This is a genomic window from Streptomyces sp. WY228, from assembly GCF_019287315.1.
GTDB classification, from domain to species: Bacteria; Actinomycetota; Actinomycetes; order Streptomycetales; family Streptomycetaceae; genus Streptomyces; species Streptomyces caviscabies.
The window spans coordinates 2556665-2582066 of record NZ_CP079114.1; the positions used below are offsets into that span (position 1 = coordinate 2556665).

The 25402-nt window shown below is 71.3% G+C and carries 20 protein-coding genes and 5 pseudogenes; 17 read left to right on the forward strand and 8 right to left on the reverse strand.

Annotated features, from left to right (window positions below; translation table 11 throughout):
- The first annotated feature begins 225 nt into the window (after positions 1 to 225).
- Together KV381_RS11070 and KV381_RS36430 are read left to right on the forward strand one after the other, a co-directional pair.
- On the forward strand, positions 226 to 1410 hold the full coding sequence (locus KV381_RS11070) for a cation:proton antiporter (protein WP_030077749.1): 1185 nt from the start codon (positions 226 to 228) through the stop codon (positions 1408 to 1410).
- Between the two features lie 138 nt (positions 1411 to 1548).
- Positions 1549 to 2838 carry a DUF4157 domain-containing protein gene (locus KV381_RS36430; RefSeq protein WP_256995043.1) on the forward strand — a complete coding sequence of 430 codons (1290 nt, stop codon included), beginning with the start codon at positions 1549 to 1551 and terminating at the stop codon, positions 2836 to 2838.
- 22 nt (positions 2839 to 2860) lie between these two features.
- Here the strand turns inward: KV381_RS36430 and KV381_RS11080 are convergent, their stop codons facing one another.
- From KV381_RS11080 to KV381_RS11090, 3 genes are all read right to left on the reverse strand, one after another.
- The gene (locus tag KV381_RS11080) at positions 2861 to 4006 is read right to left on the reverse strand and encodes a PP2C family protein-serine/threonine phosphatase (RefSeq protein ID WP_030077746.1); all 1146 of its coding nucleotides are present in this window, start codon (positions 4004 to 4006) and stop codon (positions 2861 to 2863) included.
- A gap of 153 nt (positions 4007 to 4159) precedes the next feature.
- Complete coding sequence (locus KV381_RS11085) at positions 4160 to 4984, reverse strand: Fpg/Nei family DNA glycosylase (protein ID WP_030077744.1); 825 nt, start codon at positions 4982 to 4984, stop codon at positions 4160 to 4162.
- A gap of 108 nt (positions 4985 to 5092) precedes the next feature.
- Positions 5093 to 5581 (reverse strand): ribose-5-phosphate isomerase, encoded by a 489-nt coding sequence (locus tag KV381_RS11090; RefSeq protein ID WP_030077742.1) that lies wholly within the window; start codon positions 5579 to 5581, stop codon positions 5093 to 5095.
- A 275-nt stretch (positions 5582 to 5856) separates the two neighbouring features.
- On the opposite strand from KV381_RS11090, the gene KV381_RS11095 reads away from it, so the two are divergent.
- Entirely contained in the window at positions 5857 to 7290 is a 1434-nt protein-coding gene (locus KV381_RS11095; protein ID WP_086780163.1) for an amino acid permease, read from the forward strand.
- Between the two features lie 218 nt (positions 7291 to 7508).
- Positions 7509 to 7664 (forward strand): annotated as a pseudogene (locus tag KV381_RS11100) (FAD-binding protein); the annotation flags it as partial.
- Positions 7665 to 7671: 7 nt separating this feature from the next.
- Here the strand turns inward: KV381_RS11100 and KV381_RS11105 are convergent.
- Complete coding sequence (locus KV381_RS11105) at positions 7672 to 8265, reverse strand: biotin transporter BioY (protein WP_218785132.1); 594 nt, start codon at positions 8263 to 8265, stop codon at positions 7672 to 7674.
- 284 nt (positions 8266 to 8549) lie between these two features.
- Between KV381_RS11105 and KV381_RS11110 the strand changes: the two genes are divergently transcribed.
- The 3 genes from KV381_RS11110 to KV381_RS11120 all read left to right on the forward strand — a co-directional run bounded on the left by KV381_RS11110 (position 8550) and on the right by KV381_RS11120 (position 12872).
- A complete protein-coding gene (locus tag KV381_RS11110; protein WP_218785133.1) occupies positions 8550 to 9992 on the forward strand; it encodes an amino acid permease in 1443 nt (480 codons plus the stop codon).
- Between the two features lie 121 nt (positions 9993 to 10113).
- Positions 10114 to 11565 (forward strand): amino acid permease, encoded by a 1452-nt coding sequence (locus KV381_RS11115; protein ID WP_218785134.1) that lies wholly within the window; start codon positions 10114 to 10116, stop codon positions 11563 to 11565.
- A gap of 227 nt (positions 11566 to 11792) precedes the next feature.
- Positions 11793 to 12872 (forward strand): glycerophosphodiester phosphodiesterase family protein, encoded by a 1080-nt coding sequence (locus KV381_RS11120; protein WP_218785135.1) that lies wholly within the window; start codon positions 11793 to 11795, stop codon positions 12870 to 12872.
- 45 nt (positions 12873 to 12917) lie between these two features.
- Here the strand turns inward: KV381_RS11120 and KV381_RS11125 are convergent, their stop codons facing one another.
- Positions 12918 to 13718, reverse strand: a complete 801-nt coding sequence (locus KV381_RS11125; RefSeq protein ID WP_030625950.1) for a helix-turn-helix domain-containing protein — start codon at positions 13716 to 13718, stop codon at positions 12918 to 12920.
- A gap of 157 nt (positions 13719 to 13875) precedes the next feature.
- Here KV381_RS11125 and KV381_RS11130 point away from each other — a divergent pair, with 157 nt between their 5' ends.
- From KV381_RS11130 to KV381_RS11140, 3 genes and pseudogenes are all read left to right on the forward strand, one after another.
- The gene (locus KV381_RS11130; protein ID WP_218785136.1) at positions 13876 to 15201 is read left to right on the forward strand and encodes an MFS transporter; all 1326 of its coding nucleotides are present in this window, start codon (positions 13876 to 13878) and stop codon (positions 15199 to 15201) included.
- Positions 15144 to 15770 (forward strand): annotated as a pseudogene (locus KV381_RS11135) (MFS transporter); the annotation flags it as partial. The gene KV381_RS11130 and the pseudogene KV381_RS11135, both read left to right, overlap by 58 nt.
- A 133-nt stretch (positions 15771 to 15903) precedes the next feature.
- Positions 15904 to 16725, forward strand: a pseudogene (locus tag KV381_RS11140) (IS5 family transposase).
- A 16-nt stretch (positions 16726 to 16741) separates the two neighbouring features.
- Here KV381_RS11140 and tkt read toward each other — a convergent pair.
- The gene (gene tkt / locus KV381_RS11145; protein WP_218785137.1) at positions 16742 to 19000 is read right to left on the reverse strand and encodes a transketolase; all 2259 of its coding nucleotides are present in this window, start codon (positions 18998 to 19000) and stop codon (positions 16742 to 16744) included.
- Positions 19001 to 19191: 191 nt separating this feature from the next.
- Between tkt and KV381_RS11150 the strand changes: the two genes are divergently transcribed.
- The 5 genes and pseudogenes from KV381_RS11150 to KV381_RS11170 all read left to right on the forward strand — a co-directional run bounded on the left by KV381_RS11150 (position 19192) and on the right by KV381_RS11170 (position 21813).
- Positions 19192 to 19833 (forward strand): superoxide dismutase, encoded by a 642-nt coding sequence (locus KV381_RS11150; RefSeq protein ID WP_218785138.1) that lies wholly within the window; start codon positions 19192 to 19194, stop codon positions 19831 to 19833.
- A 117-nt stretch (positions 19834 to 19950) separates the two neighbouring features.
- A pseudogene (locus KV381_RS36915) lies at positions 19951 to 20133 on the forward strand (ArsR family transcriptional regulator); the annotation flags it as partial.
- Positions 20125 to 20535 (forward strand): annotated as a pseudogene (locus KV381_RS11160) (hypothetical protein); the annotation flags it as partial. The pseudogenes KV381_RS36915 and KV381_RS11160, both read left to right, overlap by 9 nt.
- Positions 20536 to 20598: 63 nt before the next feature.
- Positions 20599 to 21261 carry a CatB-related O-acetyltransferase gene (locus tag KV381_RS11165; protein ID WP_030625941.1) on the forward strand — a complete coding sequence of 221 codons (663 nt, stop codon included), beginning with the start codon at positions 20599 to 20601 and terminating at the stop codon, positions 21259 to 21261.
- A gap of 30 nt (positions 21262 to 21291) precedes the next feature.
- Positions 21292 to 21813: a hypothetical protein gene (locus tag KV381_RS11170; RefSeq protein WP_030625940.1), complete on the forward strand. Its 522-nt coding sequence runs from the start codon at positions 21292 to 21294 to the stop codon at positions 21811 to 21813.
- 12 nt (positions 21814 to 21825) lie between these two features.
- Here KV381_RS11170 and KV381_RS11175 read toward each other — a convergent pair whose 3' ends face one another.
- Positions 21826 to 22443 (reverse strand): hypothetical protein, encoded by a 618-nt coding sequence (locus KV381_RS11175; RefSeq protein ID WP_256995044.1) that lies wholly within the window; start codon positions 22441 to 22443, stop codon positions 21826 to 21828.
- A gap of 256 nt (positions 22444 to 22699) precedes the next feature.
- On the opposite strand from KV381_RS11175, the gene KV381_RS11180 reads away from it, so the two are divergent.
- The gene (locus KV381_RS11180) at positions 22700 to 23602 is read left to right on the forward strand and encodes a GNAT family N-acetyltransferase (protein ID WP_218787202.1); all 903 of its coding nucleotides are present in this window, start codon (positions 22700 to 22702) and stop codon (positions 23600 to 23602) included.
- 97 nt (positions 23603 to 23699) lie between these two features.
- Positions 23700 to 24605 (forward strand): MerR family transcriptional regulator, encoded by a 906-nt coding sequence (locus KV381_RS11185; protein WP_218785139.1) that lies wholly within the window; start codon positions 23700 to 23702, stop codon positions 24603 to 24605.
- A gap of 164 nt (positions 24606 to 24769) precedes the next feature.
- Here the strand turns inward: KV381_RS11185 and KV381_RS11190 are convergent, their stop codons facing one another.
- A complete protein-coding gene (locus KV381_RS11190) occupies positions 24770 to 25390 on the reverse strand; it encodes a helix-turn-helix transcriptional regulator (protein WP_218785140.1) in 621 nt (206 codons plus the stop codon).
- Positions 25391 to 25402: the final 12 nt, after the last annotated feature.

Below are 25402 nucleotides of genomic sequence, written 5' to 3' on the forward strand. Positions count from 1 at the left end.
ACCAACTCACCTCTTCCGTACGGCTGTTGACGCGGCGTCCGAGAGGACGCCCGCACGGCACTCATACGGAATTAACGGACAAAAGTTGACAATGCGACGGACTCATAGTTGCAGCGTCAATCGTTCGGTAAACTAATTACTGATGGATTCTTGATACCCCCTTGACTCGCTCTTGACCGACCCCGAAGGATCAGGCTCATCGGACACGCAGACACCCTCCTCGCCATGGGCGGCGCCTTCCTGGCCGCTGCCTTCCTCGCCCGCCTCGGCGGCCGTATCGGGCTGCCGACGATCCCCCTGTTCATCCTGGCCGGAATCCTCCTCGGCCCGCACACACCCGGATACACCCTCCTCTCCAACCCGCACGACCTGGAGATGCTCTCCGCGCTGGGACTCGTCCTCCTGCTCTTCTACTTGGGGCTCGAGTTCCACATGGACGACCTCAAGACGGGTGGCCGGAAGATGGCCATCGCGGGTGGGACGTATCTGGCCCTGAACGTGGGCGCCGGGCTCGGCTTCGGCTTCGCGCTGGGCTGGGGCACCTCGGAGGCGCTGGTCCTCGCCGGTGTCCTCGGCATCTCCTCGTCCGCGATCGTCACCAAGATCCTGGTGGACCTCGGGCGCATCGGTAATCCGGAGACCCGGCCGATCCTCGGCATCATCGTCGTCGAGGACATCTTCCTCGCCCTCTACCTCGCCGCGCTCCAGCCGATCCTGTCCGGTGCGGACAGCCTCTCGTCCGCGCTGATCGACGGCGGCAAGGCCTTCGGCTTCCTGCTGCTGCTCGCGCTCGCGGCCCGGTTCGGCACGAAGCTCATCGGCAAGCTCATGAACACCAAGGACGACGAGCTGCTGGTCATCTCGTTCCTCGGCATGGCCGTCTTCGTCGCCGGTGTCTCCGAGATGTTCGGCGTCGCCGACGCGATCGGCGCGTTCATGGTCGGCCTGATGCTCGGCTCCACCTCGTCGGGCGACCGCATCCTCAAGCTGGTCCACCCGCTGCGGGACGCGTTCGGCGCCATCTTCTTCTTCGCCTTCGGCCTCTCCATCGACCCGGGCGACCTGCCGAGCGTGCTGTGGCCGGTGCTGGCGGCCGTGGCGCTGACGCTCGCCATGAACATCGCGGCCGGTCTGGCAGCGGCCAAGGTGTACTCCTTCGGCGCGCAGGCCACGTCCAACATCGCCACGACGCTCGTCGCCCGCGGTGAGTTCGCGCTCATCCTGGCCACGATGGCGGCGGCCGCCGGACTGGACGAGCGGCTCTCGCCGTTCATCGCCGGTTACGTCCTGCTGCTCGCCGTCCTCGCGCCCCTGGCCGCCGGACGTTCGCACTGGCTGGCCCGCATCCTGCCGGGCGGCCGCAAGAAGGACGACCACCAGGACCAGGAGCAGATACCGGTCTCGGTCTGAACAACGGCGGAAACGGAGAGGCGCCCGATACCCGGAGACCACGGACGACCGACGGACGACCGGCTGCCGACCGGGTCCAACCCCGGGTGCCTCGGTTATGCAGGAGAGGTTCAGCTTCTCAGCAGCGAAGAGGTTTCCATGCACCGTCAGGACGGTCCCGCTCCGCGGCCGGCGCGCGAGTCCGCCCACCGGGCCCCGCCCTGGGCAGCGTCCGCCCGTCGTGCAGATGATGCGGACCGCGGACCGCTCGGACCTCCAGGACCACGAGCACGGCGACGGCTGCGGCCACGACCGGGCCACCGTGCAGCGCTCGGCGGTCGGCTGCGCGACTCCTCCGACTTCTCCGACGTACGCATCCACAACAACGCCGCGGCCAAGGCCTCCGCCGCCGAGATCGGAGCCCGCGCCTACACCTCCGGCAGCCATGTCGTCATCGGCGACGGCGGCGCGGACAAGCACACCCTCGCCCATGAGCTCACCCATGTCATCCAGCAGCGCCAGGGGCAGGTCGCGGGCACCGACAACGGCCGGGGCCTGCGGGTCTCCGACCCGTCCGACCGGTTCGAGCGCGAGGCCGAGGCCAACGCCCGCCGGGTGATGTCGGGTCCGGCCGCCGCCGGGCCCGACGTACAGCGGGCGGTCTCCACCCGGAGCACCGGAGCCGCCGCACCGGCCGTGCAGCGGACCGTGCAGGACCGGCTCAGCGATGCCTACTGGGCCGAGCAGGCGGCGGGCAAGAAGGCCGTGAAGGCTCCGACCAAGGCATCCGGCGGCCGCAGGGGCGACGAGATCCTCCAGGTGGTGGGGCCCGGTCTGATCGAGGAGCTGGCCGCGTTGTGCGCCGGGAAGTCCGAGGAGGAACTGAACGCGATGGGCCGGCTCGAACTGTTCCGGACGATGGACGAGAGCGAAGCCGCGGACATCGAGGCCTGGTGGGCAGGGCACGGTGATTCGACCGCGAAGCTGAACGACATGAACCAGTGGATTGTCGACCACAAGGACGAGCCGAAGGCTTCGGCCGCGTTCAACAAGCAGTTCGGCGAAACGAAGAAGACGGCGGCCCCGGGCGCCGAGCCGAAGGACGGCACCCTGCCGATCGGCAACCACCTCGGCGACGAGGAACAGGCCCGCTCCTACCTCAAGCGTCCCGGGGAGCAGGCGCTGATGAAGTTCGTCCTCCGGCCCGGCGCGCACGATCTGCTGTTCTCGCCCCAGTACATGGCGGTGGACGGAAACGCCGCGAAGCGCACGCCCCAGTCCCTCCGGAACATCCACGGAGGCATGCCGCAGGCCAAGAAGGGCGAAGGGCTGCTCGACGGCTACGTCGGGATCAAGCAGGAGAGCCGGGGCGACTTCAGCGTGGCGGTGAGCAGCAAGTGGTCGAAGCTGCTGTTCCAGATATTCGTGGAGCGCATCGAGCGGGCCTGATCCGCCGGACTCGCGACAGGCTCTACGCGCGGCGGGAGAGCAGCAGCAGGGCCCGGTCGTCGTTGACGTCCTTGGCGCAGGCCTCGATCAGATGCCAGGCCGCGCCCTCGAAGCCGGTGGAGACATAGCGGTCGGCCTCGCCCGTCAGCCGGTCGATGCCCTCGGCGATGTCCCGGTCGGAGGCCTCGACCAGTCCGTCGGTGAACAGCATGAGGACGTCACCGGGGGCGAGGGAGCCCTTCACCGCGTCGAACTCGGCCCCGTCGTAGACGCCGAGCAGCGGGCCCTCGCCGGACTTCTCCTCCCACTGCCCGCTGCCGGCGTGCAGTTGGAGGGCGGGCGGGTGGCCCGCGGAGTAGATCTCGTAGTCGCCCGACTCCAGGTCCAGCACCAGATGGATCGAGGTGGCGAAGCCCTCGTCCCAGTCCTGGCGCAGCAGATAGCCGTTGGCGGCGGGCAGGAAGGCGTGCGAGGGCAGCGAGCCGAGCAGCCCGCCGAAGGCGCCGGACAGCAGCAGCGCCCGGGAGCCCGCGTCCATGCCCTTGCCGGACACATCGGTGAGGACGGCCTCCAGGGTGCGGCCCCCGTGGGTGCGGGCCGCCACGACGAAGTCGCCGGAGAACGACTGGCCGCCGGCCGGGCGCAGAGCCATCTCGCGGTGCCAGCCCTGGGGCAGCCGGGGCAGGGAGCTCTGGACCCGGATGCGTTCGCGCAGGTCGAAGAGCATGGTGCCGCCGCGCCGCCAGGGCACGCCGACGCGGGCCCGGAACTGCGCGAGGATCAGCCCGAAGAACCCGCAGGCGGCGACCACCAGCACGGTGCCCGGGGTGACCCGGGCGGGGCCGTCGAGATAGGGGCCGAGGGTGAGCGCCTCCACGATCAGCGCACCGGCGGCCGTCGCGTACAGGCCCAGCAGGCTGGCGGGGCGCAGCAGGAGGCCGCCCGCCACGATGGGCAGGGCGAGGGCGGCCGGATCGATCCAGACCGGGCTGACGACGGTGGCGAAGGTGATGGCCGGAATCGTCAGCAGCAGACCGGCCAGCGCGATCCAGTCGGAGCCGTCGCCGCGGAAGTAGTCGACCCCGGATTTACGCAGCCCGATGCGGACCCGGTGCGTCTTTCTGCGCCACCGGGCCCAGAAGTCGTCTACTCCTCCGCTACGGGCCACTGCCGGGACTTTATCCACCCGGACGCGTCCGGTGCAGGGGGACCCCGGTGACAATGCGCTCGAAATGGGGTCGTCCGTGCACCGGAACCCCGTTCCGCGTGGCATATGACACGGTTCCGGGTGGGCTCGGCCGCCGGAGTCCGGGGGCCGGGCTCAGCCGCCGGACGGGCCCGGGGGCTGGCAGCGGGGGCACCAGAAGAGGTTGCGGGCGACCAGGTCCGCGGTGCGGATCTCCGTACCGCAGATGTGGCAGGGCAGGTTCGCGCGACGGTAGACGTAGACCTCGCCGCCGTGGTCGTCCTTGCGGGGCGGGCGGCCCATGGCCTCGGGGAGGTGTTCGGGGCGGACGGTGTCGATCCGGTTGTTGCGGACGCCCTCGCGCATCAGCTCCGCCAGGTCCGCCCAGATCGTGTCCCACTGGGCGCGGGTGAGGTCCCGGCCGGTGCGGTACGGGTCGATGCCGTGGCGGAAAAGGACCTCGGCGCGGTAGACGTTGCCGACGCCCGCGATGACCTTCTGGTCCATCAGCAGGGCGGCGATGGTGGTGCGGCTGCGGGAGATCCGCCGCCAGGCGCGCTCCCCGTCCTCGTCGCCGCGCAATGGGTCCGGGCCCAGGCGCTCGTGTATCGCGCGCTTCTCGGGCTCGGTGATCAGGGCGCAGGTGGTGGGGCCGCGCAGATCGGCGTGGTGGGCCGCGTTGACCAGCCGGAGACGGACGGTGTCGGTGGGCGGCGGGGGCGGGGCGGCGCCGAAGCCGAGCTTGCCGAAGAGGCCGAGGTGGATGTGGACCCAGCCGGTGTCGCCGAAGCCGAGGAAGAGGTGCTTGCCGTGGGCGTCGGTGGCGGTGAGGGTGTGTCCGTCGAGGAGGGCCGCGCTGTCGGAGAACTTGCCCTGTGGACTGCTCACCCGCACGGGGGCGCCCGCGAACCGTTCGGTGTGGTCGTCGGCGAGGCGGCGGATGGTGTGTCCCTCGGGCACGGCGGGGCTCCTGCGGAAGGGCGGGCTGCGGACGGGCGGGCGGTGACACGGCCGTGCCGCCGGGTCCGGGACCCGGCGGCACGGGAAGGCGTGGTGCGGGAGGGCCGGTCAGCCCTGCTGCGGGTGGTGGGCGGGGATCGGGGGGAGCTCGCCGGTGTTCTCGTACGCCGAGAGCATCTCGATGCGGCGCGTGTGGCGCTCCTCGTTCGAGTACGGCGTGGAGAGGAAGATCTCGACGAACTTCGTGGACTCCTCGACCGTGTGCATCCGGCCGCCGATCGCGACGACGTTGGCGTCGTTGTGCTCGCGGCCGAGGGCGGCGGTCTGCTCGCTCCAGGCCAGTGCGGCGCGGACGCCCTTGACCTTGTTGGCGGCGATCTGCTCGCCGTTGCCGGAGCCGCCGATCACGATGCCGAGGCTGTCCGGGTCGGCGGCCGTCTTCTCGGCGGCCCGCAGGCAGAACGGCGGGTAGTCGTCCTGGGCGTCGTAGATGTGGGGGCCGCAGTCGACGGCCTCATGGCCGTGGGCGCCGAGCCACTCGACGAGGTGGTTCTTGAGTTCGTAGCCGGCATGGTCGGATCCGAGGTACACGCGCATGGTGCGAAGTGTGGCACGAACGCGGCGGGGCAACCGTCACGGGGCGGTCGTCGGCGGACGGAAGGCCCGATTCGATGATTCGCAGGTCTGAGCCCGGTTTTGTGTGGCGAACGCCACTCGGGCAACGATCAGGCAAACGATCCGAATGAGGGGGTTCCCCTTCCGCCTTGTATCGGGCTTGAATGCGTGGCCTTGTCTTCGCGTTCACCCCACGGACACCCCCCACCGCGGAGCAGGGCACACCCTCACGCTCGAAAACGTAAGGAATCCCCCCAATGACGTCGCAGACGACGCTGGCGAAGCCGGGCCAGGATCCCGGTGAGCCGGACCGGCCGGACACGTCGGGCGGGCTTCAGGCCGGCCTGAAGAACCGCCACCTCTCCATGATCGCGATCGGCGGCGTGATCGGCGCCGGACTCTTCGTGGGTTCCAGCGCGGGCATCGCGGCCGCGGGCCCGGCGATTCTGCTGTCGTACGCGATGGTCGGCCTGATGGTCGTCCTCGTGATGCGGATGCTCGGCGAGATGGCCGCGGCCCGGCCCAGCTCCGGTTCCTTCTCCGCCTACGCCGACCAGGCGCTGGGCCGTTGGGCCGGTTTCTCCATCGGCTGGCTCTACTGGTTCTTCTGGGTCGTGGTGCTCGCCGTCGAGGCCACCGCCGGTGCGAAGATCCTGGAGAGCTGGATCCCGGGCGTCCCGCAGTGGGCCTGGGCGCTGATCGTGATGGTCGTGCTGACCGCCACCAACCTGGTCTCGGTGGGCAGTTACGGCGAGTTCGAGTTCTGGTTCGCCGGGATCAAGGTCGTGGCGATCGGCGCGTTCGTGGTCGTCGGTTTCCTCGCGGTCTTCGGGCTCCTGCCCGGTTCGGACAACCCCGGGTCGGGTCTGGCCCATCTGACGGACACCGGCGGGTTCTTCCCCGAAGGGCCGGGCGCGATCCTGACCGGTGTGCTGATGGTCGTCTTCTCGTTCATGGGCAGCGAGATCGTGACGCTGGCCGCCGGTGAGTCGTCGGACCCGCAGCGGGCGGTCTCGAAGGCCACCAACAGCGTGATCTGGCGGATCGCCGTCTTCTACCTCGGCTCGATCTTCGTGGTGCTGACCCTGCTCCCGTGGAACGACCCGTCGATCCTGGAGAAGGGCAGCTATGTCGCCGCCCTCGACTCGATCGGGATCCCGCAGGCCGGCAACGTCATGGACTTCATCGTGCTGACGGCCGTGCTGTCCTGCCTCAACTCCGGCCTGTACACGGCCTCCCGGATGGCGTTCTCGCTCGGCGAGCGGGGGGACGCGCCGAAGTCCTTCGCCAAGGTCAACCGGCGCGGTGTGCCGCAGGCGGCGATCCTGTCCTCGGTCGTCTTCGGATTCGTGGCGGTGTTCTTCAACTACCAGTGGCCCGACACGGTGTTCCAGTTCCTGCTGAACTCCTCGGGCGCGGTCGCGCTCTTCGTGTGGCTGGTCATCTGTTTCACCCAGCTGCGGATGCGCGGGATCATCCTGCGCGAGACCCCCGGCAAGCTGGTCGTCCGGATGTGGCTCTTCCCCTACCTCACCTGGGCGACGATCGCGATGATCTCCTTCGTCCTGGTCTACATGCTGACCGACGACGCCGCGCGCGAGCAGGTCGTGCTGTCGTTGCTGGTCGCGGCGCTGGTGGTGGGCATCTCGCTGGTCCGGGAGAGGCGGAGCCGCAAGGCGGTCGCCCAGTGATCCGTACCTGACGGAACCCACCCTCGCGGGCCCCGCCACCTTCCGGACCGGCTTCCCCATCCGGCCCGACCGGCTGATCGGGGCCCGTACCGGCGGTTCGGGGCCCGTACCGGCGGTTCGGGTACGCCGCCGACCATGTCCGGGCGCTGGAGGTGGTGACGGCCGACGGGGTCCTGCGCCGGGTCACGCCGGAGCGCGAGCCGGAGCTGTTCCGGGGGCTGGGGGCGCGGGTGCCGGGGCGGGCGCTGAACTTCTCCTTCGGCGGCGGGGACCGTACGGCCGGTTTCCATGAGCCGGAAACGGCAAAGAGGCTCGCCGGTCTGGTCTCCCAGTACGATCCGGCGGGCCTCTTCGGAGGGCCCTGCGAGGGCTGAGGGCCGGTCAGCCGCGGCGGCCCAGCAGCTTCCAGGCGGCCGGCAGGACGCCCATGGCCAGCGCCGCCTTGAGGGCGTCGCCGATCAGGAACGGGGTCAGGCCGGCCGCGACGGCCGCGCTCAGCGACATTCCGGTGGACAGCGCGAGGTAGGGCACGCCGATGGCGTAGATGATCGCGGAGCCGAGCACCATCGTGCCGGCGGTGCGCAGCATCGAGCGGTCGCCGCCGCGCCGGGCGAGGGCGCCGACGACGGTGGCGGCCAGCAGCATGCCGAAGACATAGCCGAGCGACGGCATGCTCCAGCCCGAACTGGCCTCGGCGAACCACGGCATGCCGGCCATGCCGACGAGCGCGTACAGCGCGAGCGAGAGGAAGCCGCGGCGGGCGCCCAGCGCGGTGCCGATGAGGAGCGCGGCGAAGGTCTGGCCGGTGACCGGGACCGGGGAGCCGGGGACCGGGACGGCGATCTGGGCCGCGATGCCGGTCAGGGCGGCGCCGCCGAGGACGAGGGCCGCGTCCACGGCGTAGCGGTGCCGGGCTGCGGGCAGCAGGTCGGCGAGGACCGCTCCGGAGCGGACGGGGGCGGCAGCAGTGCTCATCGGGACTCCGCGGGTGAGGGCAGGTGGGCCGGGCGGCCCCCGCCGGTCGGGGTGGGGTCGGGCTCCGCCGACGTTAGCCCACGAGTGAACGCTCGATCACCATCAGCCGCCCACAAAGCGGTGGTTGAAGGGTTGGTGGGATTCACACAAAGCCTGCGGCGCAATCGCGTTCCCGCGTGACGCTCGTCACGGAGGTGGGGCGGGTGGGGTCCGTTTTGGCCGGAGGGGGACCACGGCCGCAGACTGTAGGTTCCCCATAAATGATCCGAGAGTGAACCGCACCCATGCACGAGGCTCCCCCCACCCCTGCCGCTCCCCCCGCCGAGCCGCTGGCGCACGGGCTCAAGCAGCGCCATCTGACGATGCTGGGGCTCGGCGGGGTGATCGGGGCCGGGCTGTTCGTCGGCTCGGGCGCCGGGATCGCGGTGGCGGGGCCCGCGATCGTCGTCTCGTATCTGATCGCGGGGGCGCTGGCGATGCTGGTGATGCGGATGCTGGGCGAGATGTCGTCCGCGATGCCCGCCTCCGGTTCGTTCTCCGTGCACGCCGAGCGGGCGCTCGGGCGGTGGGCCGGGTTCAGCGTCGGCTGGCTGTACTGGTTCCTGCTGGTGGTGGTGCTCGCCGTGGAGGCGACGGCGGCCGCGCAGATCGCCCATGGCTGGGTGCCGGGTGTCGAACCGTGGGCGTGGGTACTGCTGTTCATGGTGGTCTTCACCGCGGCGAACCTGACGGCGGTGAAGAACTTCGGCGAGTTCGAGTTCTGGTTCGCTTCCCTGAAGGTCGGCGCGATCGTCGTCTTCCTGGTGCTCGGCGGGCTGGCGGTCTTCGGGTGGCTCCCGGACACCGACCCGGTGGGGATGACCAACCTGACCGGGTCGGGCGGCTTCCTGCCGAACGGCTGGAGCGGGGTCGTCTCCGGTGTGCTGACCGTGGTCTTCGCCTTCGGCGGCCTTGAGGTCGTCACCATCGCCGCCGCCGAGACGGACGACCCGGCGCGTGCGGTGGGGCGGGCGGTGCGCAGCGCGGTGGTGCGCATCCTCTTCTTCTACGTCGGCTCGATGCTGGTGATCGTGACCGTGCTGCCGTGGACCGCGCAGCAGGCCGGGCTGAGCCCGTATGTGAAGGTGCTGGACGCGATCGGGGTGCCGTCGGCCGGGCAGATCATGAACATCGTGGTGTTCGTGGCGCTGCTCTCCGCGCTCAACGCCAATCTGTACGGCTCCTCCCGCATGATCTTCTCGCTGGCGGAGCGCGGCGAGGCTCCGCGCGGACTGCTGAAGGTGTCCCGCGGGGCCGGGGCGGAGGGCGGGGTGCCGCAGCGGGCGGTGCTGGCGTCGGTGGCCTTCGGCTTCGTCTCCGTACTGCTCAATCTGCTGTGGCCGGACACCGTGTTCCTCTACCTGCTCAACTCGGTCGGCGCGGTGCTGCTGTTCGTCTGGGCGCTGATCGCCGCCTCCCAACTGCGGCTGCGCGCCCGGCTGGAGCGGGAGGCGCCCGAGGCGCTCACGCTGCGGATGTGGTGGTTCCCGTATCTGACGTGGGTGACGCTGACCGGGCTGCTCGGGGTGCTGCTGCTGATGCTGACCGACGAGGCGGCGCGGCCGCAGGTGCTGTGGTCGGCCGGGGCGACGGCGCTGGTGCTGCTGGTGGCGGTGGGGCGTCAGCGCCGGGAGCGGCGGGAGCGGCGAAACGGGCCGCCGGGGAGCGCGGACGCCACCGTCCGGTAGGCGGGTGTGCACCTTGTGTGAGCCCGGTGACCGTATAGCGGACACCCATTCCGTGTGAGCGGTACGGATGTTCAGACTGTGGGCTCGTCCCCTTGTCTCAGCTACCGAACAGAGCTCGTCCATGCCTCGGACCTCCGCGTCTCCCCCCACCGCAGACTCCGCGGCCCCCGCAGGGCCCTCGACGGACTCCGCGCTCACCCACGGCCTCAAACAGCGGCACCTCTCGATGATCGCCCTCGGCGGGGTGATCGGCGCCGGTCTCTTCGTCGGTTCGGGCGCCGGGATCGCCTCGGCGGGGCCCTCGATCATCGTCGCGTACGCCATCTCCGGGCTGCTCGTCATGATGGTGATGCGGATGCTCGGCGAGATGTCGGCCGCCAATCCGGCCTCCGGCTCCTTCTCCGTGCACGCCGAGCGGGCGATCGGCCCGTGGGCCGGGTTCACCGCGGGCTGGTCCTTCTGGTTCCTGCTCTGCGTCGCCGTGGGCCTGGAGGGCATCGGGGCCGCGCAGATCGTCAGCGGCTGGCTGCCGGGGACCCCGGAGTGGGCCTGGGTCGCCCTGTTCATGGTGATCTTCCTGGGCACGAACCTGGCCGCCGTGAAGAACTTCGGTGAGTTCGAGTTCTGGTTCGCCGCGCTGAAGGTCATCGCGATCACGCTGTTCCTGGTGCTCGGCCTGCTGGCGATCCTCGGCGTGCTGCCGGACACGGACGCACCCGGCCTGTCCAACCTCACCGGCGACGGGGGCTTCCTGCCCCGGGGCACGGACGGCTTCATCATCGGACTCCTCGCCTCCGTCTTCGCGTACGGCGGTCTGGAGACCGTCACCATCGCGGCGGCCGAGTCCGAGAACCCGGTGCAGGGCGTCGCGAAGGCGGTCCGCACCGCGATGTGGCGCATCGCGGTCTTCTACATCGGCTCGATGGCGGTCATCGTCACGCTGGTGCCCTGGGACGACCCGAAGGTCGCCGAGGTCGGCCCCTTCTACGCCATGCTCGACCACCTGGGCGTCGGCAGCGCCGCGCAGATCATGAACGTGGTCATCCTCATCGCGCTGCTCTCCGCGATGAACGCCAACATCTACGGCGCTTCCCGCATGGCCCGGTCGCTGGTCGCCCGGGGCCAGGGCCCGGCCGTGCTCGGCAGGATCTCCTCCGGGGTGCCGCGCAACGCCGTGCTGTTCTCCTCGGTCTTCGGGTTCCTGTGCGTGCTGCTCAGCTACTGGCGGCCGGACGACGTCTTCCCCTGGCTGCTGAACATGATCGGCGCGGTGATCCTGGTGGTGTGGATCTTCATCGCCGCCTCCCAGCTGATCCTGCGCGGCCGCACGGAGCGCGAGGCTCCGGACAAGCTGGTCGTGCGCATGTGGTTCTTCCCCATCGGCACGATCGTCGCCCTGGCCGCCATGGTGGGCATCTTCCTGCTGATGCTGCGCCAGCCGGACACCCGTGACCAGCTGCTGGCCACCGGAGCGCTGACGGTGGTGCTGATCGGTATCGGCCTCGTACGGCAGCGGCGGCGGGGCGGCGACGGCGGCGACCGCACGGCCGGGATCCCGGCCCAGCGGAAGTAGTTCCCGCTCGGCCGTACGGCAGCACGTCCCGCACGGCCTCTACGAACGCCGGGCTCCTCCTCGTACGATCGGGGCGGAGCCCGGCGTTTCGGCGTCCGGCGTTCCGGTGTGGGGTTCCGGCGCCGCGTGCACCCGTGGCCAACAGGACATCGCAGGGCCGGGCACCGTACGCCGGGCCGTCATCCGCCCTCGCTTCCGTGGTGGCTCCACCCACCCGAGGAGCCGTCATGTCCGTTGCCCCCAGGCGTCGTTCGATCCTGCTGGCCACCGCCGCCGTCACCGCTGCGGCCACCGCCCCGGCCGTCGCCGCCTCCTCCGCCACCGCCGTCGGGCGTCGCCCGCAGCGGCCCACCTGGCCCCTGGTCATCGGGCATCGCGGGGCGGCGGGCTGGCGGCCCGAGCACACCGCCGACGCGTACACCTATGCCGTACGGGCCGGGGCCGACTGGATCGAGCCGGACCTCGTACCGACGAAGGACCATGTGCTGGTCGTGCGGCACGAGAACGAGATCGGCGGGACGACGGACGTGGCCGGCCGGCCGGAGTTCGCGGACCGCCGCACCACGAAGACGGTCGACGGCAAGGCGGTGACCGGCTGGTTCACCGAGGACTTCACGCTGCGCGAGCTGCGGACGCTGCGCACGGTGGAGCGGCTTCCGCTGGTCCGCGACCGCAACACGGTCTTCGACGGGCGGGGCCGGGTGATGACGTTCCAGGAGGTCGTGGACCTGGCCCGGCGGCTGTCGCGGGAGTCGGGCCGGCGGATCGCGGTGTTCCCGGAGACGAAGCACCCGACGTACTTCCGCTCGATCGGACTGCCGCTGGAGGAGGAGCTGATCCGGGTGATCCGCCGCAACCGGCTGACCGCCCGGGACTGCGTCGTCCAGTCCTTCGAGCCCGACAGCCTGCGGCGGGTGGCCGCAGCCCGCCTCGGGCTCCCGCTGTGGCAGGCGCTGGGCACGAGCGGCGGCCCGTACGGACACGAGCTCACCTACCGCGACATGATGACCCCGGCCGGGCTGCGCGAGATCGCCTCGTACGCGGAGTGGATCGGCCCGGACAAGTCCTCGGTCGTCCCGCCGAACACCCTGCTGGCGGACGCCCACGCGGCGGGCCTGAAGGTCGGCGCGTACACCTTCCGGGCGGAGAACCAGTACCTCCCGGCCGCGTACCGCCGGGGCACCGACGCCAACGCCTTCGGTGACGCGTTCGCGGAGTACGCCTTCCACTACGGGCAGGGCGTGGACGCGGTGGTGACGGACTTCCCGGACATCGCGGTGCAGGCCAGGGACGATCTGCGGGCGTGACGCCCGCCGAGCGCGTCCGGGCGTTCGGGACCGGCCCGCGGTCGGTCACGCGTCGGCCGCGCTCGCGGTGAAGGTCTCGGGCGGAGCGTCGGCACGGAGATAGCGTCCGGGGGAAGTGCCGACGGTACGCCGGAACGCCGCGAGGAAGGCACTCGGTGTCGCGTATCCGACGGTACGTGCGACCCGGGAGACGGGCCGGCCCTCGGCGAGGAGGGGAAGGGCGGCACGCAGCCGTACATGGGTGCGCCAGCGGTCGAAGGTCATGCCGGTGTCCTGGACGAAGAGCCGGGTCAGGGTGCGCCGGCTCACGCCGACGGCCCGTGCGTGCGCCTCAAGGCCCCGGGGGTCTCCGGGGTCGGCGAGCAGTACGTCGGCCACGGCGCGTACCCGGTCGTCGGCGGGGTCCGGCACATCGATGGGTGTGGCCGGCAAGGGGTGCAGCAGATCCAGCACGACGGCCTCGGCTCGCAGCCGGGCGTCATCGGGGAGTTCCTCGCGGCCGAGGTAGTCGATCAGATGGGCGAGCAGCCCGTCGACGCCGACCGGTGTCGGCTCCGTCCAGTCCAGATCGCATCGGTCCGGTTCGAAGTAGAGACTGCACAGCACCGCGTCGCGGGTGGCGCCGGTCCGGTGGACGACGCCCGAGGGCAGCCACAACGCCCGTGTGCGCGGCAGGACCCAATAGGCAGGGCCGACCGCGACGCCGAGGGTCCCGCGCCGCGCCCAGGCCAACTGGTGCTGCGGGTGGCTGTGCGGGACGAACCACTGTCCGGACGCCAACGGGAAGCTCCCGACGACGATGGCGCCCACCCCGGCCGGAACGGCCCCCACGACGGCATCGGTCATCCCCCGAGCCTATGTCCCCAACGCGCTATGACGTGGCCCCGTAGCGGATAGCGGCCATATCGGCCGGTGGATAGCGTCGTTCCATGCCGATCAGTCATCCGCGCCACGGGCGCTGCCACCGTTCGCCCACTCCGTCGACGAGGACGGGCCGCCCGGCATGACGTCGGCGCGAACCGCGACCACCGCGCCCCTCGTCGGGCGCCGGGGACCGGCCCTGGTCGTGCTGTGCTTCGTCCAGTTCATGCTCGTCCTGGACGACAACGTGGTGAGCGTCGCGCTTCCCAGCATGCGCGCTGACCTCGGCTTCAGCACCACCGGCCTGGCCTGGGTCGTCAACGCCTACTTCCTCGCCTTCGGCGGGCTGTTGCTGCTGTTCGGCCGGATGGCCGACCTGCTGGGCCGCCGACGCGTCTTCCTGAGCGGTGTGGCGCTGTTCGGTGCGGCGAGCCTGGTCTGCGGACTCGCGCAGGAACCGTGGCAGCTCGTGGCGGGGCGCTTCGTCCAGGGCGCCGGAGCGGCCATGGCCAGCCCCGCGGCGCTGGCGCTGATCACCCTTCTGTTCCCCGGTACCGAGGAGCGCGCCAAGGCGTTCGGCATCTGGGGCGGCATCGCGGGTCTGGGCGGGACGACGGGCCTGGTGATCTCCGGCGCGCTGACCGGCCTAGCGTCCTGGCGTTGGATCTTCCTGATCAACCTGCCGGTGGCTCTCGTCGCCCTTGTGCTGCTCCCGCGCCTGGTCCCCGAGAGCCGGGCCGGGCGCGCGGTACGCCTCGACGTGCCCGGTGCGGTACTCGGCACCGGCGCCCTGGTGTCCCTGGTCTACGGGCTGCTCCGGACCGGCGATTCGGGCTGGGGGGACCCTGCCGCCGCCGGGCCCCTGGTGCTGTCCGTGTTCCTGGCCGTCGCCTTCGTCGTGGTCGAAGCACGAACTGCCGAGCCGCTGCTGCCGATGTCGTTCCTGTCCGTCCGGTTCCGTGCTGTCGCCAACGGTGCGACCCTCCTGTTCTCCGCCGCCATGTACGCGATGGCCTTCCTGCTGATGGTTCACCTGCAGACCGTTCTCGACTACCCTCCCCTCACCGCCGGCCTCGCCTACCTGCCCTACTGCGCGGGCATCCTGACGGGCATGTGGCTCTCCTCCCGAGCAGTCGTCGGGCTCGGGATGCGCCCGACGCTCATCGCCTCGTTCCTGATCAGCGCCGCCGGATTCCTGCTGCTGTCCGGCGTGGCGCCGAACGACGGCTACGTCTCCGGAGTCCTGCCCGGCATGCTCGTCACGAGCCTCGGATGCGGACTGGCGCTGCCCGCCCTGACCGTCGCCGCGCTCACCGGCACCACGGAGGAGAACGCCGGGATCGGCTCGGCCGTGCTCAGCTCCGCCTTCGTCGTGGTCGAAGCACGGTGCCCGATGTCGGCCGTCGGTGTGCTGTCGCCAACGGTGCGACGTTCTCCGCCGCCATGTACGCGATGGCCTTCCTGCTGATGGTTCACCTGCAGACCGTTCTCGACTACGCCGGCCGCCTACCTGCCCTACTGCGCGGGCATCCTGACGGGCATGTGGCTCTCCTCCCGAGCAGTCGTCGGGCTCGGGATGCGACGCTCATCTCGTTCCTGATCAGCGCCGCCGGATTCCTGCTGCTGTCCGGCGTGGCGCCGAACGACGGCTACGTCTCCGGAGTCCTGCCCGGCATGCTCGTCACGAGCCTCGGATGCGGACTGGCGCTGCCCGCCCTGACCGTCGCCGCGCTCACCGGCACCACGGAGGAGAACGCCGGGATCGGCTCGGCCGTGCTCAGCTCCGTCCAACAGGTCGGCGGCGCGGTGGGGGTGGCGGTGCTGGTCGCTCTGGCCACGCGCCGCAGCAACGCCCCGGCAGCACAGGACGACCCCCTGCACGCCGCGACGGAGGGCTTCTCCCTGGCGCTGACCGTCACCGCCGCCCTCCTCGCGCTCGGCGCCGTCCTCATAGCCACCTCGCTGGGCAGGAGCCGCCCGCCGGAGGACGTGCACGACACCGGGGACGTTCCGGCAGGCCACGGGAACCGCGCATAGCCGCAGCTTCGGCCGATCGGGAACCCAGGCCTCGCGTCACCGGGCACCTGACGAGTGGCCTGGGTCCTGATCAGCCGGACAGGCCCTAGGCGGTGTCTTCAAATGATCATCGTTGGTGGATCATGGTGTCGTGATACGTCGTCATGAACTGTCTGATGCTGAGTGGGAGTTCGTCCGGCCGTTGCTGCCCGTGTCGTTGCGGGGGCGGAAGCGGCTGGATGACCGCAGGGTCCTGAACGGGATCGTGTGGAAGTTCCGGACCGGGACGGCCTGGCGGGATGTGCCCGAGCGCTACGGGCCGTGGGCCACGCTGCATACGCGTTTTCGCAGGTGGGCGGCGGACGGGACGTTCGAACGGATGCTGCGGGCCGCGCAGGCGAGGCCGACGCGGCGGGCGACATCGAGTGGCTGGTGTCGGTCGATTCCACGGTCGTCCGGGCCCACCAGCATGCTGCCGGGGCTCGAGGGGCTCTGCGACCCGGCCCTCGGCCGGTCCAGGGGCGGTCTGACCAGCAGGTGCACCTGGCCTGCGACGGCCGGGGCCGTCCGCTCGGCTTCGTCGTGACGGGCGGCAACACCAACGACTGCACCAGTTCACCGCCGTGATGGACGCGATCAGGGTGCCCCGGATCGGCCCGGCCGTCCCCGCGTCCGGCCCGATCACGTCCTGGGCGACAAGGGCTACAGCTCCAAGGCGATCCGCACCTGGCTCCGCCGCCGCGGCATCCCCCACACGATTCCCGAGCGGGCCGACCAGATCGGCAACCGGGCCCGGCGGGGCAGCCGCGGTGGCCGCCCGCCGGCCTTCGACCGCGAGGCCTACAAGCACCGCAACGTCGTGGAGCGGTGCTTCAACCGTCTGAAGCAATGGCGCGGCATCGCCACACGCTACGACAAGACCGTCCAGTCCTACGAAGCAGCCGTCACCCTCGCCTCACTCCTGATGTGGGCGTGACATTTGACGACAGAACCTAGCCCACGTCCCCGGTGCCGCCCTCGGCCGGTGCCGCGCCGGGCCGTTCCCCGCCGGGCCGGACGGGGCCGGCCGCCGCGCGGATGCTGTCCCGGGCGGCCTCGGCGACCGCCCGCGGCGTGATGCCGAACTCCTCGTACAGGCGCTCGTAGGCGGCGGACGCGCCGAAGTGCTCCAGGCTGACCATCCGCCCCGCGTCCCCCACCACGTCCCGCCAGCCCTGGGCGACGGCCGCCTCGACGCTCACCCGGGCCCGGACGGCGGGCGGCAGGACCTCGTCCTGGTAGGCGTACGGCTGCTCGGCGAACCACTCGCGGCAGGGCATGGAGACCACCCGCGCGTCACTCCCTTCGGCGGCCAGCAACTCCCGTGCCTCCAGGGCGATGTGGACCTCCGATCCGGTCGCGACGAGGATGACGTCGGGCGTCTCGCCGCGACTGTCGGCGAGGACGTAGCCGCCCCGGGCGGCCCCTTCGGCGGAGGCGTACGCGCCGTCGCTCCCGCCGCGCCCGAGCACGGGCAGCGGCTGCCGGGTCAGGGCGAGGCCGGCGGGCCGGTCGTGGTGTTCGAGGACGGTGCGCCAGCAGACGGAGGTCTCGTTCGCGTCGGCGGGCCGTACGACGTCGAGGCCGGGAATCGCGCGGAGCGCGGCCAGTTGCTCGACGGGCTGGTGGGTGGGGCCGTCCTCGCCCAGGCCGATGGAGTCGTGGGTCCAGACGTAGGTGACCGGCAGCTTCATCAGGGCGGCGAGGCGGACGGCCGGGCGCATGTAGTCGCTGAAGATCAGGAACGTACCGCCGTAGGGCCGGGTGAGGCTCTGGAGCGCGATGCCGTTGAGGATCGCGCCCATGGCGTGCTCGCGGATGCCGAAGTGGAGCGTGCGGCCGTACGGGTCGCCGGGGAACTCGCCCGTCTGTTTCCGCTCCGGCACGAAGGACGGTTCGCCCTCCATGGTGGTGTTGTTGCTCCCCGCGAGGTCGGCCGAGCCGCCCCACAGTTCGGGCAGCACGGGGGCCAGCGCGGTGAGCACATCGCCGGAGGCCTTGCGGGTGGCGATGCCCTTGGGGTCGGCGTCGAAGACGGGCAGGCTGTCCGCCCAGCCCTCCGGCAGCTTCTGCTCCAGCAGCCGGTCGAGGAGTGCGGCGCGTTCGGGGTGGGCGGCGCGCCACACCTGATAGCGGGGCTCCCAGGCGCGGTGGGCCGCGGCCCCGCGCTCGACGACCGCGCGGGCGTGCTCCAGTACGTCGTCCTCGACGGTGAAGTCGGCGTCCGGGTCGAAGCCGAGCAGCTTCTTGGTGGCGGCGACCTCGTCGTCGCCGAGCGCGGAGCCGTGGGCCTTGCCGGTGTTCTGCTTGGTGGGCGCGGGCCAGCCGATGATCGTGCGCAGGACGATCAGGGAGGGCCGGCCGTGCTCGCTCTTCGCGGCCTCGACGGCGGCGAGCAGGGCGTCGACGTCCTCGACGTAGTCGCCGGTCCGGGTGAAGTCGACCGTCTGGACGTGCCAGTCGTACGCGGCGTAACGGGCGGCGACGTCCTCGCTGAAGGAGATGTCGGTGTCGTCCTCGATGGAGATGTGGTTGGAGTCGTAGAAGACGACCAGGTTCCCGAGCTCCTGATGCCCCGCCAGCGAACTGGCCTCGGACGTCACGCCTTCCATCAGGTCGCCGTCGGAGGCGACGACGTACACATGGTGGTCGAAGGGGCTGGTGCCGGCGGGCGCGTCGGGGTCGAGGAGGCCGCGCTCGCGCCGGGCGGCCATGGCCATGCCGACGGCGGAGGCGAGCCCCTGCCCGAGCGGCCCGGTGGTGATCTCGACGCCCCGCGTGTGGCGGTACTCCGGGTGGCCGGGGGTGCTGGAGCCCCAGGTGCGCAGCGCCTTCAGGTCGTCCAGCTCCATCCCGTACCCGCTCAGATAGAGCTGGATGTAGAGGGTGAGGCTGGAGTGGCCGCAGGAGAGCACGAAGCGGTCGCGGCCGAGCCACCGGTCGTCGGCCGGGTCGTGCCGCATCACCTGCTGGAACAGCAGATACGCCAGCGGGGCCAGGCTCATCGCGGTGCCCGGGTGGCCGTGGCCCGCCTTCTGCACGGCGTCGGCCGCGAGCGCCCGCACGGTGTCGACGGCGCGGACGTCGAGCGGCCCCCAGCCGGCCGTGTGCGCGAGGGGCGGGGCGAGTCGCGGATCGCGGCCACGGGCAGCGCGACCGCCTCCGGCATCGGTCGGGCCGGTCGGGCCGTTCGGCGCTTCGGTGGGTGCCATCGAGTCCTCCTGATCGGTGGGGCCGTCGAAGGAGCAAATCACTTCTTCGGGGCAAAACGGAGGAGGAGCCGCGTCGTAGGTCCTAGGCCGAAGGGCTGATCACTTCGGAACGCTCCTGCTGTTAGCCTGCTTCTGCACATAGATTGCAATAACAACTGGACGGCATTCCCAGCAGTCGGAGGGCTCGCATCATGGCCACGTACACGCTCCCGGAACTCCCGTACGACTACGCGGCGCTCGAACCGGTCATCAACCCGCAGATCATCGAGCTGCACCACGACAAGCACCACGCCGCGTACGTCAAGGGCGCGAACGACACCCTGGAGCAGCTGGAAGAGGCCCGCGACAAGGAGGCCTGGGGTGCGATCAACGGCCTTCAGAAGAACCTCGCGTTCCACCTCTCCGGCCACATCCTGCACTCGATCTACTGGCACAACATGACCGGCGACGGCGGCGGCGAGCCCCTCGCGGCGGACGGCGTGGGCGGCCTCGCCGACGCGATCACCGAGTCCTTCGGCTCCTACGCGGGCTTCAAGTCCCAGCTGACGAAGGCCGCGGCCACCACCCAGGGTTCCGGCTGGGGCGTACTCGCGTACGAGCCCGTGAGCGGCAAGCTGATCGTCGAGCAGGTCTACGACCACCAGGGCAACGTCGGCCAGGGCTCGGTCCCGATCCTGGTCTTCGACGCCTGGGAGCACGCCTTCTACCTGCAGTACAAGAACCAGAAGGTGGACTTCATCGAGGCGATGTGGCGGGTCGTCAACTGGCAGGACGTGGCGAAGCGTTACGCGGCCGCCAAGGAGCGCGTGGACGTGCTGCTGCTCGCTCCCTGAGCGCCGCCGGCCCACCGGATACGTCCTGCCTCGTGATCGTCTTCTCAACCTTCACCACGGCAGGCGGATGAAAGAAGAGCCCCCGCGAGGACGTGACTCGCGGGGGCTCTTCCATGCCGGTTCCCGATCAGCGCCCCGTCCATCTCCCGCCATCCGGGCGTCCTCAAGGGCGCCGGGCTCGTCACCGAGCGCCGGGAAGCCAACCGCATCCTCTACGCGCTGGCCGAGGAACGGCTCGCCCTGTGCGTGGGCCGTTTCCTCAGCACGGTCTGCCCCGAGCAGATCGTGCTCCGCAACACCACCGCCTCCCGCCTCAACGCCTTCGCGGGCGGCCGGATCTACCCGGGCGTGCACGGCCGCGCGGACTTCACGGTGCGGGAGGAGGCCGACGCCGTACGGGTAGCCTTCGCGACCCGGGACGGCGAGGTGGAGGTCGACGCGACGGTGGAACCGGCCGCGGAACTGCACGGCAGCGGGCTGTTCGCGGACCTGGCGGAGGCGTCGGAGTTCTTCCGCCTCGGCAGCCGGGGCCTCTCCCCCAACGCCGGGGGCACGCACCTGGACGGCGCGGTGCTGGACAGCGCGCTGGTGATGCGGGGCGTGGCGGCGGACTGGTCGCAGGGGGAGCCGTTCCGGCTGGGGCGCGGGGCGGAGCCGGCGTCTGGATCGGGACCTGCGGCTGCGGCCGCGTACGGCGGCTAGGCGGCCGAGGGCCGGGGCGGAAAATACCGGCGGACCGGCGGGCGCGGGTGCCACGATGACGTCATGAGTTCTGCCCCCTCCCCCGCACCCGTACCGGCGGACCCGACCGTCCTGCACCCGATGCCCGGCCAGCCGCGCGTGGTGCAGCTGAAGCCGCTGGTGACCTCGCCGCTGGTGGAGGTCGGCGACTACTCGTACTACGACGACCCCGAGCACGCCACGGAGTTCGAGACCCGGAACGTGCTCTACCACTACGGCCCGGAGCGCCTGGTGATCGGGAAGTTCTGCGCGCTGGGCACCGGGGTGCGGTTCCTCATGAACGGCTCCAACCACCGGATGGACGGCCCGTCCACCTTCCCGTTCCCGACCCTCGGCGGCTCCTGGGCCGACCACTTCGACCTGCTCACGGATCTCCCCAATCGGGGCGACACCGTGATCGGCAACGACGTCTGGATCGGCTACGAGGCGGTGATCATGCCGGGCGTCCGCATCGGGCACGGCGCGATCGTCAGCTCGCGGTCGGTGGTCGTCTCGGACGTCCCGGACTACGGCATCGTCGGCGGCAACCCGGCGCGCCTGATCCGTACCCGGTACGAGGAGGCGGACATCGCGCGCCTGCTGGCGGTGGCCTGGTGGGACTGGCCGGCGGAGCACCTGACGCGCCACATCCGTACGGTGATGTCGGGCACGGTCGCGGAGCTGGAGGCGGCCGCGCCGGAGGTGTGACGGGGCGGGCCGCTGTCTAGGCTGACAGGTGTGCCGAACGAGCTCAGCCACGAGGGCGACACCTTCATCAACTTCCGGAACTACACCTTCCAGGACGCGAGGTCGGCCGCCTTCCGGTGGGTCGACGTCAAGCGGCTGCGGTTCGCGGCGGAACCGGCCGACGATACGGAGCTGCTCGCCGCGCTCATCGGGCATGAGCAGTTCCGGGACGACTACGCGGGCGGCGGGGTGCTGCCGGACGGGCTCCGGCACGGCCCGTACTGGGTGGAAGCGGTGACTCCGGACGCGTACGGAAGCATCGGCCGGGAGGAGAGCGACCTCGTCCTGCGGGAGTGGGCGAACCAGTTCGAGGACGTGCCCGGCGATCTGGCGACGGATCTGCGGCGGGAGGTGTTCGACCGGCTGGCCGCCGCCGAGCGCATCTACTACCTGAGCGAGCTCGACGGTGACGCGGTCCACGACTGGGGCGGTGTGCACAGCGACTTCCACGAGTTCGTGCTCATCGACCGGTCGGCGAGGCGGTTGACCCTGCTCGTCGCGGCCGACGACTGAAGCGGCGTCCGGTCACGGCCGTGGGCGGGCCCGGTGCCGCCGGTGGTACGACCAGGTCACCGCCGCCAGGAGCGGGCCCCAGAGCAGAAGTGGGGCGTAGGCGGCGACGAAGAGGACTTCACCGGCCGAGACGCCGGGGTCCGGGCCGGGGGCGGTCAGCAGTCCGCCGAAGAAGAAGACCCACCACAGGACGGTGACCGTGAGGGCGCCCAGCGAGGCGGCGAGCACCGCGAGCCCGGCGTTGACCGGACGCCCTCCGACCAGCGGAAGCCGGCGCGGCGCCACGTCGCCCCAGGGCCGCACGAGTCCGAGCGTGAGGTACGAGGCGGCCTCGGCGACCGCACCGATCAGCAGCACGTACGCCAGGCCGAGCAGCGCGGAGTCGTCGGGGAACGCGGCGAGGAACTCCTCGCGCTCCATCACCCCGACCGGCACCCCGAGCACGAGCGCGACGCGCCACAGCCCGGAGGGGACGGTCGACCAGGCCGCGACCCGGGCGGCACGGACGGCCCAGCGCGGGGCGGGCGGCAGAGGCGGGCGGGCCGGGGGCGGTGGAACCGGTGGCCGCACCGGTGGCGGGCGGCGGGGTTCCGGGCGGGGGTCCTGCCGGGCGGGGTCCGTCGTCGTCATGACCCGAATCTCGCGCACCGCCCGGCCCGGCACGTCCTGCCGCGTGATGATCCGCCTCCGCCGCCCGGGGGAAGCACGGCGGGCCCTGACCGGCCCTCACATGAAGCCGGTCATGCCCCGGAAAACGGGTTCTTCCGGCTGATCAGTACGGCGTACGCTCGCTGACCGGTGAAGCCCCGTGTCCGGCGTGGCGGAAGGGCTCGGTGTGGGCGGCTACGTATTCCGGCCCTGTCGCGGCGACGAGGACCACGGTGCGATGGCCGCCGTGCGGCTGGGCTGTGCGGGTCGGGACCGGATCGACGCCGGCTCCGTCGTGGAAGGAGTCCCGACCGCGTCCGAGATCGCCGCATCGTGCGCCGCGTCGGCCGACCCGTCCGGGAACCAGGTCCTGGTGGAGTACGACGGTGGCGTCGTCGGCTACGTGACGGTCAGCTGGTGGGAGGAGCGGGACGGGACGTGGCTGTACCTGCACCGTGGCCACCTGCTGCCCGAACACCGCGGCCGGGGCGTCGGTTCGACCATGCTCGCCTGGGCGGAGGACCGCATCCGCCGGCTCGTACGGCAGCACGGAACGGCGCGGACGGCCGTGCTCGGCGCGAACGCCACGGCCTGCGAACACGACGCGACCGCGCTGCTCCTCGCGTCCGGCTACCGGCGCGTCTTCAGCCTGGTGGAGCTGGAGCTGACCGATCTCCGGACGCTCCCCGACAGCAGGCCGTTGCCGCCCGGCATACGCGTGGGCGCCGTCGATCGGAGCAGCTACCACGCGGCCTGGAAGGCGGTCGTCGATTCGTACGCGGATGCCGCCTTCACCGGGACGTGGACGTACGAGAGCTTTCTCGCCACGGCCGACCCGACCTGCTGGCGGGCCGCTTGGGTCGGGGAGCACCTGGGCGGCGTGGCCCTGTGCTCGATCCGCCGGCAGGACCCCACGGTGGGCGAGGTCGAGGAGTTGAGTGTCCGGGCGGAGTCGAGACGTCTTGGCCTCGGGCGGGCTCTGCTGCTGGACGGGTTGCGCTGTCTCCGCGAACACGGCGCGGTGACAGCCCGGTTGTACACCGGGACCGCGAATCCGCACCGCTCCTACGACCTCTACGAGAGCGTGGGGTTCCGGCGTCGGAACGAGTACGTCCGCTACCGGAAGCCGATCGGCGGCTGACCGGGACGCCCGGGGCGGCGTGCCGGGAGTTGCACCTTCCGCAGCGGTATGTGGTCCGGTGGTCTCCTGCCCCGCCCCACCGAGAAAGGCCCTACTCATGCATCCGTCCTTCGTCCCGCCGCGCCGGGTCAGGATCGGTGACGCGGCGGCCTTCGTCGGCATCACACCGCGGGCGATCCGTCACTACCACGAGATCGGCCTGCTCCCCGAGCCCGAGCGAGGCAGCGACGACCGCCGCCGCTACGGGTACGAGGACATGATCCGGCTCCTGTGGATCCGCAGGACGGCCGAGGCCGGGATCGCCCTGGACGACATCCGTGACGCCTTCGCCGACCCGGCTTCCGCCGGTGCCGACAGCGACGACGGCATCGCGGGCATCCTGGAACGGCTGGAGGAAGCCCTCGTCGCCCAGGAAGCGGAACTGCGGCGGCAGCGGACCGCCGTGCGGCGCATGCGTACCGAAGGCAGCAGGACGGGCCTGCTCTCCGACTTCGTCACCGACCGTCTCAAGGGCCTGCCCGAGGGCTCGTTGCGCCGGGCGGACCTGGACAGCCTGCTGGTCACCGAGCGGATCTTCGGCCCGCTCGGCGCGGCTGTCCAGGCCTCCCGTTTCATCGCCCTGGCCACCCACCCGGATCTGCGGGAGGAGTCCGACCGCGTCGATGCCGCCGAGGAAGCGCTCGACGACACGGTCGCCGTCGACGACCCCCGCGTGGCCCAGGTGGCCGCCGAACGGCACGCCTTCGAAGAGACACTGCACACCGTCATCGAGGATTCGGGCCTGGCGGAGGAGGACGACGCGCTGTTCGACGCCTGGGACGCCTTGCACCCCGCTACCGCCGAAGAGGGCGAGCCCGAGGCCGGCCGGAGCTCCGGCGGAGGGCAAGGGTCCATGAGCGCGTTCGAGGCCATCGGAAAGATGCCCTACGACTTCTCCCCGGCCCGCCTGCGCTGCATGGAACTGGCGGCAGAACTCGCCGCCCACGAGCCACCCCCGTCCTGACCCATGGCCCAGGACGCCCGTACGGACCGGGCCGAGCCGTCATTCGCCGAAGGTGCCGCCCACGGCGCCCGTCGGCCGGTCTTCGTCGTCCAGCGGGCCCTGCCGCTGCTGCGCGACGCTGTACGAGGTTCTCGGACCGGTCGGCGGAGCGGGGGTGGCGGGGGTCAGGACGACCCCGGCAGCCGGGACCAGAAGTGGTCGACGATGTTCTCGACGTAGCGGCGGCCGTCCTCGCCCGACGCGGTGGTGCCGCCCGCCCGGCTCAGGGTGGCCGTCATGAGGGCCTGGTAGTCCTGTTCCATCGCCTGCAAGGGGGCCTTCAGGTCGCGGCGGTCCATGGAGATGAGCTTGGCGATGGCGCGGATGTGCGCCTGCCAGCGGGTGGAGACCGCCTCGGTGAGGAGGCGGGCCAGCTCCTCCTCCAGCCTGGTGATGGCGATGAAGTCGCGTGGGGGCAGGGCGAGGACCTCGCCCAGCCTGACGGACTGCCGTTTGTCGCCGTCCCACAGACCGGCATCCTCCATGGCCAGGTAGGCACTGTGGGAGAGGCCGGTGGCGCGGGCGACCTCCTCGGCCGAGATGCCCCGCGCGATGCGGTGTTCGAGCAGGGTGCGCGGCCGCCCCATGAGTTCACTGGGCTGACACCACAACGCGGCTGCGAGAGCGGTGAGTTCGGTCGCGTCCGGCACATGGGTCCCGCGTTCCCACGCGACCACGTGCTCGGGGCTGACATGGGTGGTGCCGAAGGACGCGCGCATGCCGTAGGCGACATGACCGGGCGCCATCCCTAGTTTCTC

What these genes read in the sequence shown, in the direction of transcription:
- KV381_RS11090 (WP_030077742.1), bottom strand. Translation starts at nt 5,581, where the DNA reads ATGCGCGTGTACCTCGGATCCGACCATGCCGGCTACGAACTCAAGAAC.
- KV381_RS36430 (WP_256995043.1), top strand. Translation starts at nt 1,549, where the DNA reads ATGCACCGTCAGGACGGTCCCGCTCCGCGGCCGGCGCGCGAGTCCGCC.
- KV381_RS11095 (WP_086780163.1), top strand. Translation starts at nt 5,857, where the DNA reads ATGACGTCGCAGACGACGCTGGCGAAGCCGGGCCAGGATCCCGGTGAG.
- KV381_RS11110 (WP_218785133.1), top strand. Translation starts at nt 8,550, where the DNA reads ATGCACGAGGCTCCCCCCACCCCTGCCGCTCCCCCCGCCGAGCCGCTG.
- KV381_RS11190 (WP_218785140.1), bottom strand. Translation starts at nt 25,390, where the DNA reads ATGGCGCCCGGTCATGTCGCCTACGGCATGCGCGCGTCCTTCGGCACC.
- KV381_RS11180 (WP_218787202.1), top strand. Translation starts at nt 22,700, where the DNA reads ATGGCCGCCGTGCGGCTGGGCTGTGCGGGTCGGGACCGGATCGACGCC.
- KV381_RS11120 (WP_218785135.1), top strand. Translation starts at nt 11,793, where the DNA reads ATGTCCGTTGCCCCCAGGCGTCGTTCGATCCTGCTGGCCACCGCCGCC.
- KV381_RS11115 (WP_218785134.1), top strand. Translation starts at nt 10,114, where the DNA reads ATGCCTCGGACCTCCGCGTCTCCCCCCACCGCAGACTCCGCGGCCCCC.
- tkt (WP_218785137.1), bottom strand. Translation starts at nt 19,000, where the DNA reads ATGGCACCCACCGAAGCGCCGAACGGCCCGACCGGCCCGACCGATGCC.
- KV381_RS11130 (WP_218785136.1), top strand. Translation starts at nt 13,876, where the DNA reads ATGACGTCGGCGCGAACCGCGACCACCGCGCCCCTCGTCGGGCGCCGG.
- KV381_RS11070 (WP_030077749.1), top strand. Translation starts at nt 226, where the DNA reads ATGGGCGGCGCCTTCCTGGCCGCTGCCTTCCTCGCCCGCCTCGGCGGC.
- KV381_RS11150 (WP_218785138.1), top strand. Translation starts at nt 19,192, where the DNA reads ATGGCCACGTACACGCTCCCGGAACTCCCGTACGACTACGCGGCGCTC.
- KV381_RS11165 (WP_030625941.1), top strand. Translation starts at nt 20,599, where the DNA reads ATGAGTTCTGCCCCCTCCCCCGCACCCGTACCGGCGGACCCGACCGTC.
- KV381_RS11185 (WP_218785139.1), top strand. Translation starts at nt 23,700, where the DNA reads ATGCATCCGTCCTTCGTCCCGCCGCGCCGGGTCAGGATCGGTGACGCG.
- KV381_RS11125 (WP_030625950.1), bottom strand. Translation starts at nt 13,718, where the DNA reads ATGACCGATGCCGTCGTGGGGGCCGTTCCGGCCGGGGTGGGCGCCATC.
- KV381_RS11105 (WP_218785132.1), bottom strand. Translation starts at nt 8,265, where the DNA reads ATGAGCACTGCTGCCGCCCCCGTCCGCTCCGGAGCGGTCCTCGCCGAC.
- KV381_RS11175 (WP_256995044.1), bottom strand. Translation starts at nt 22,443, where the DNA reads ATGACGACGACGGACCCCGCCCGGCAGGACCCCCGCCCGGAACCCCGC.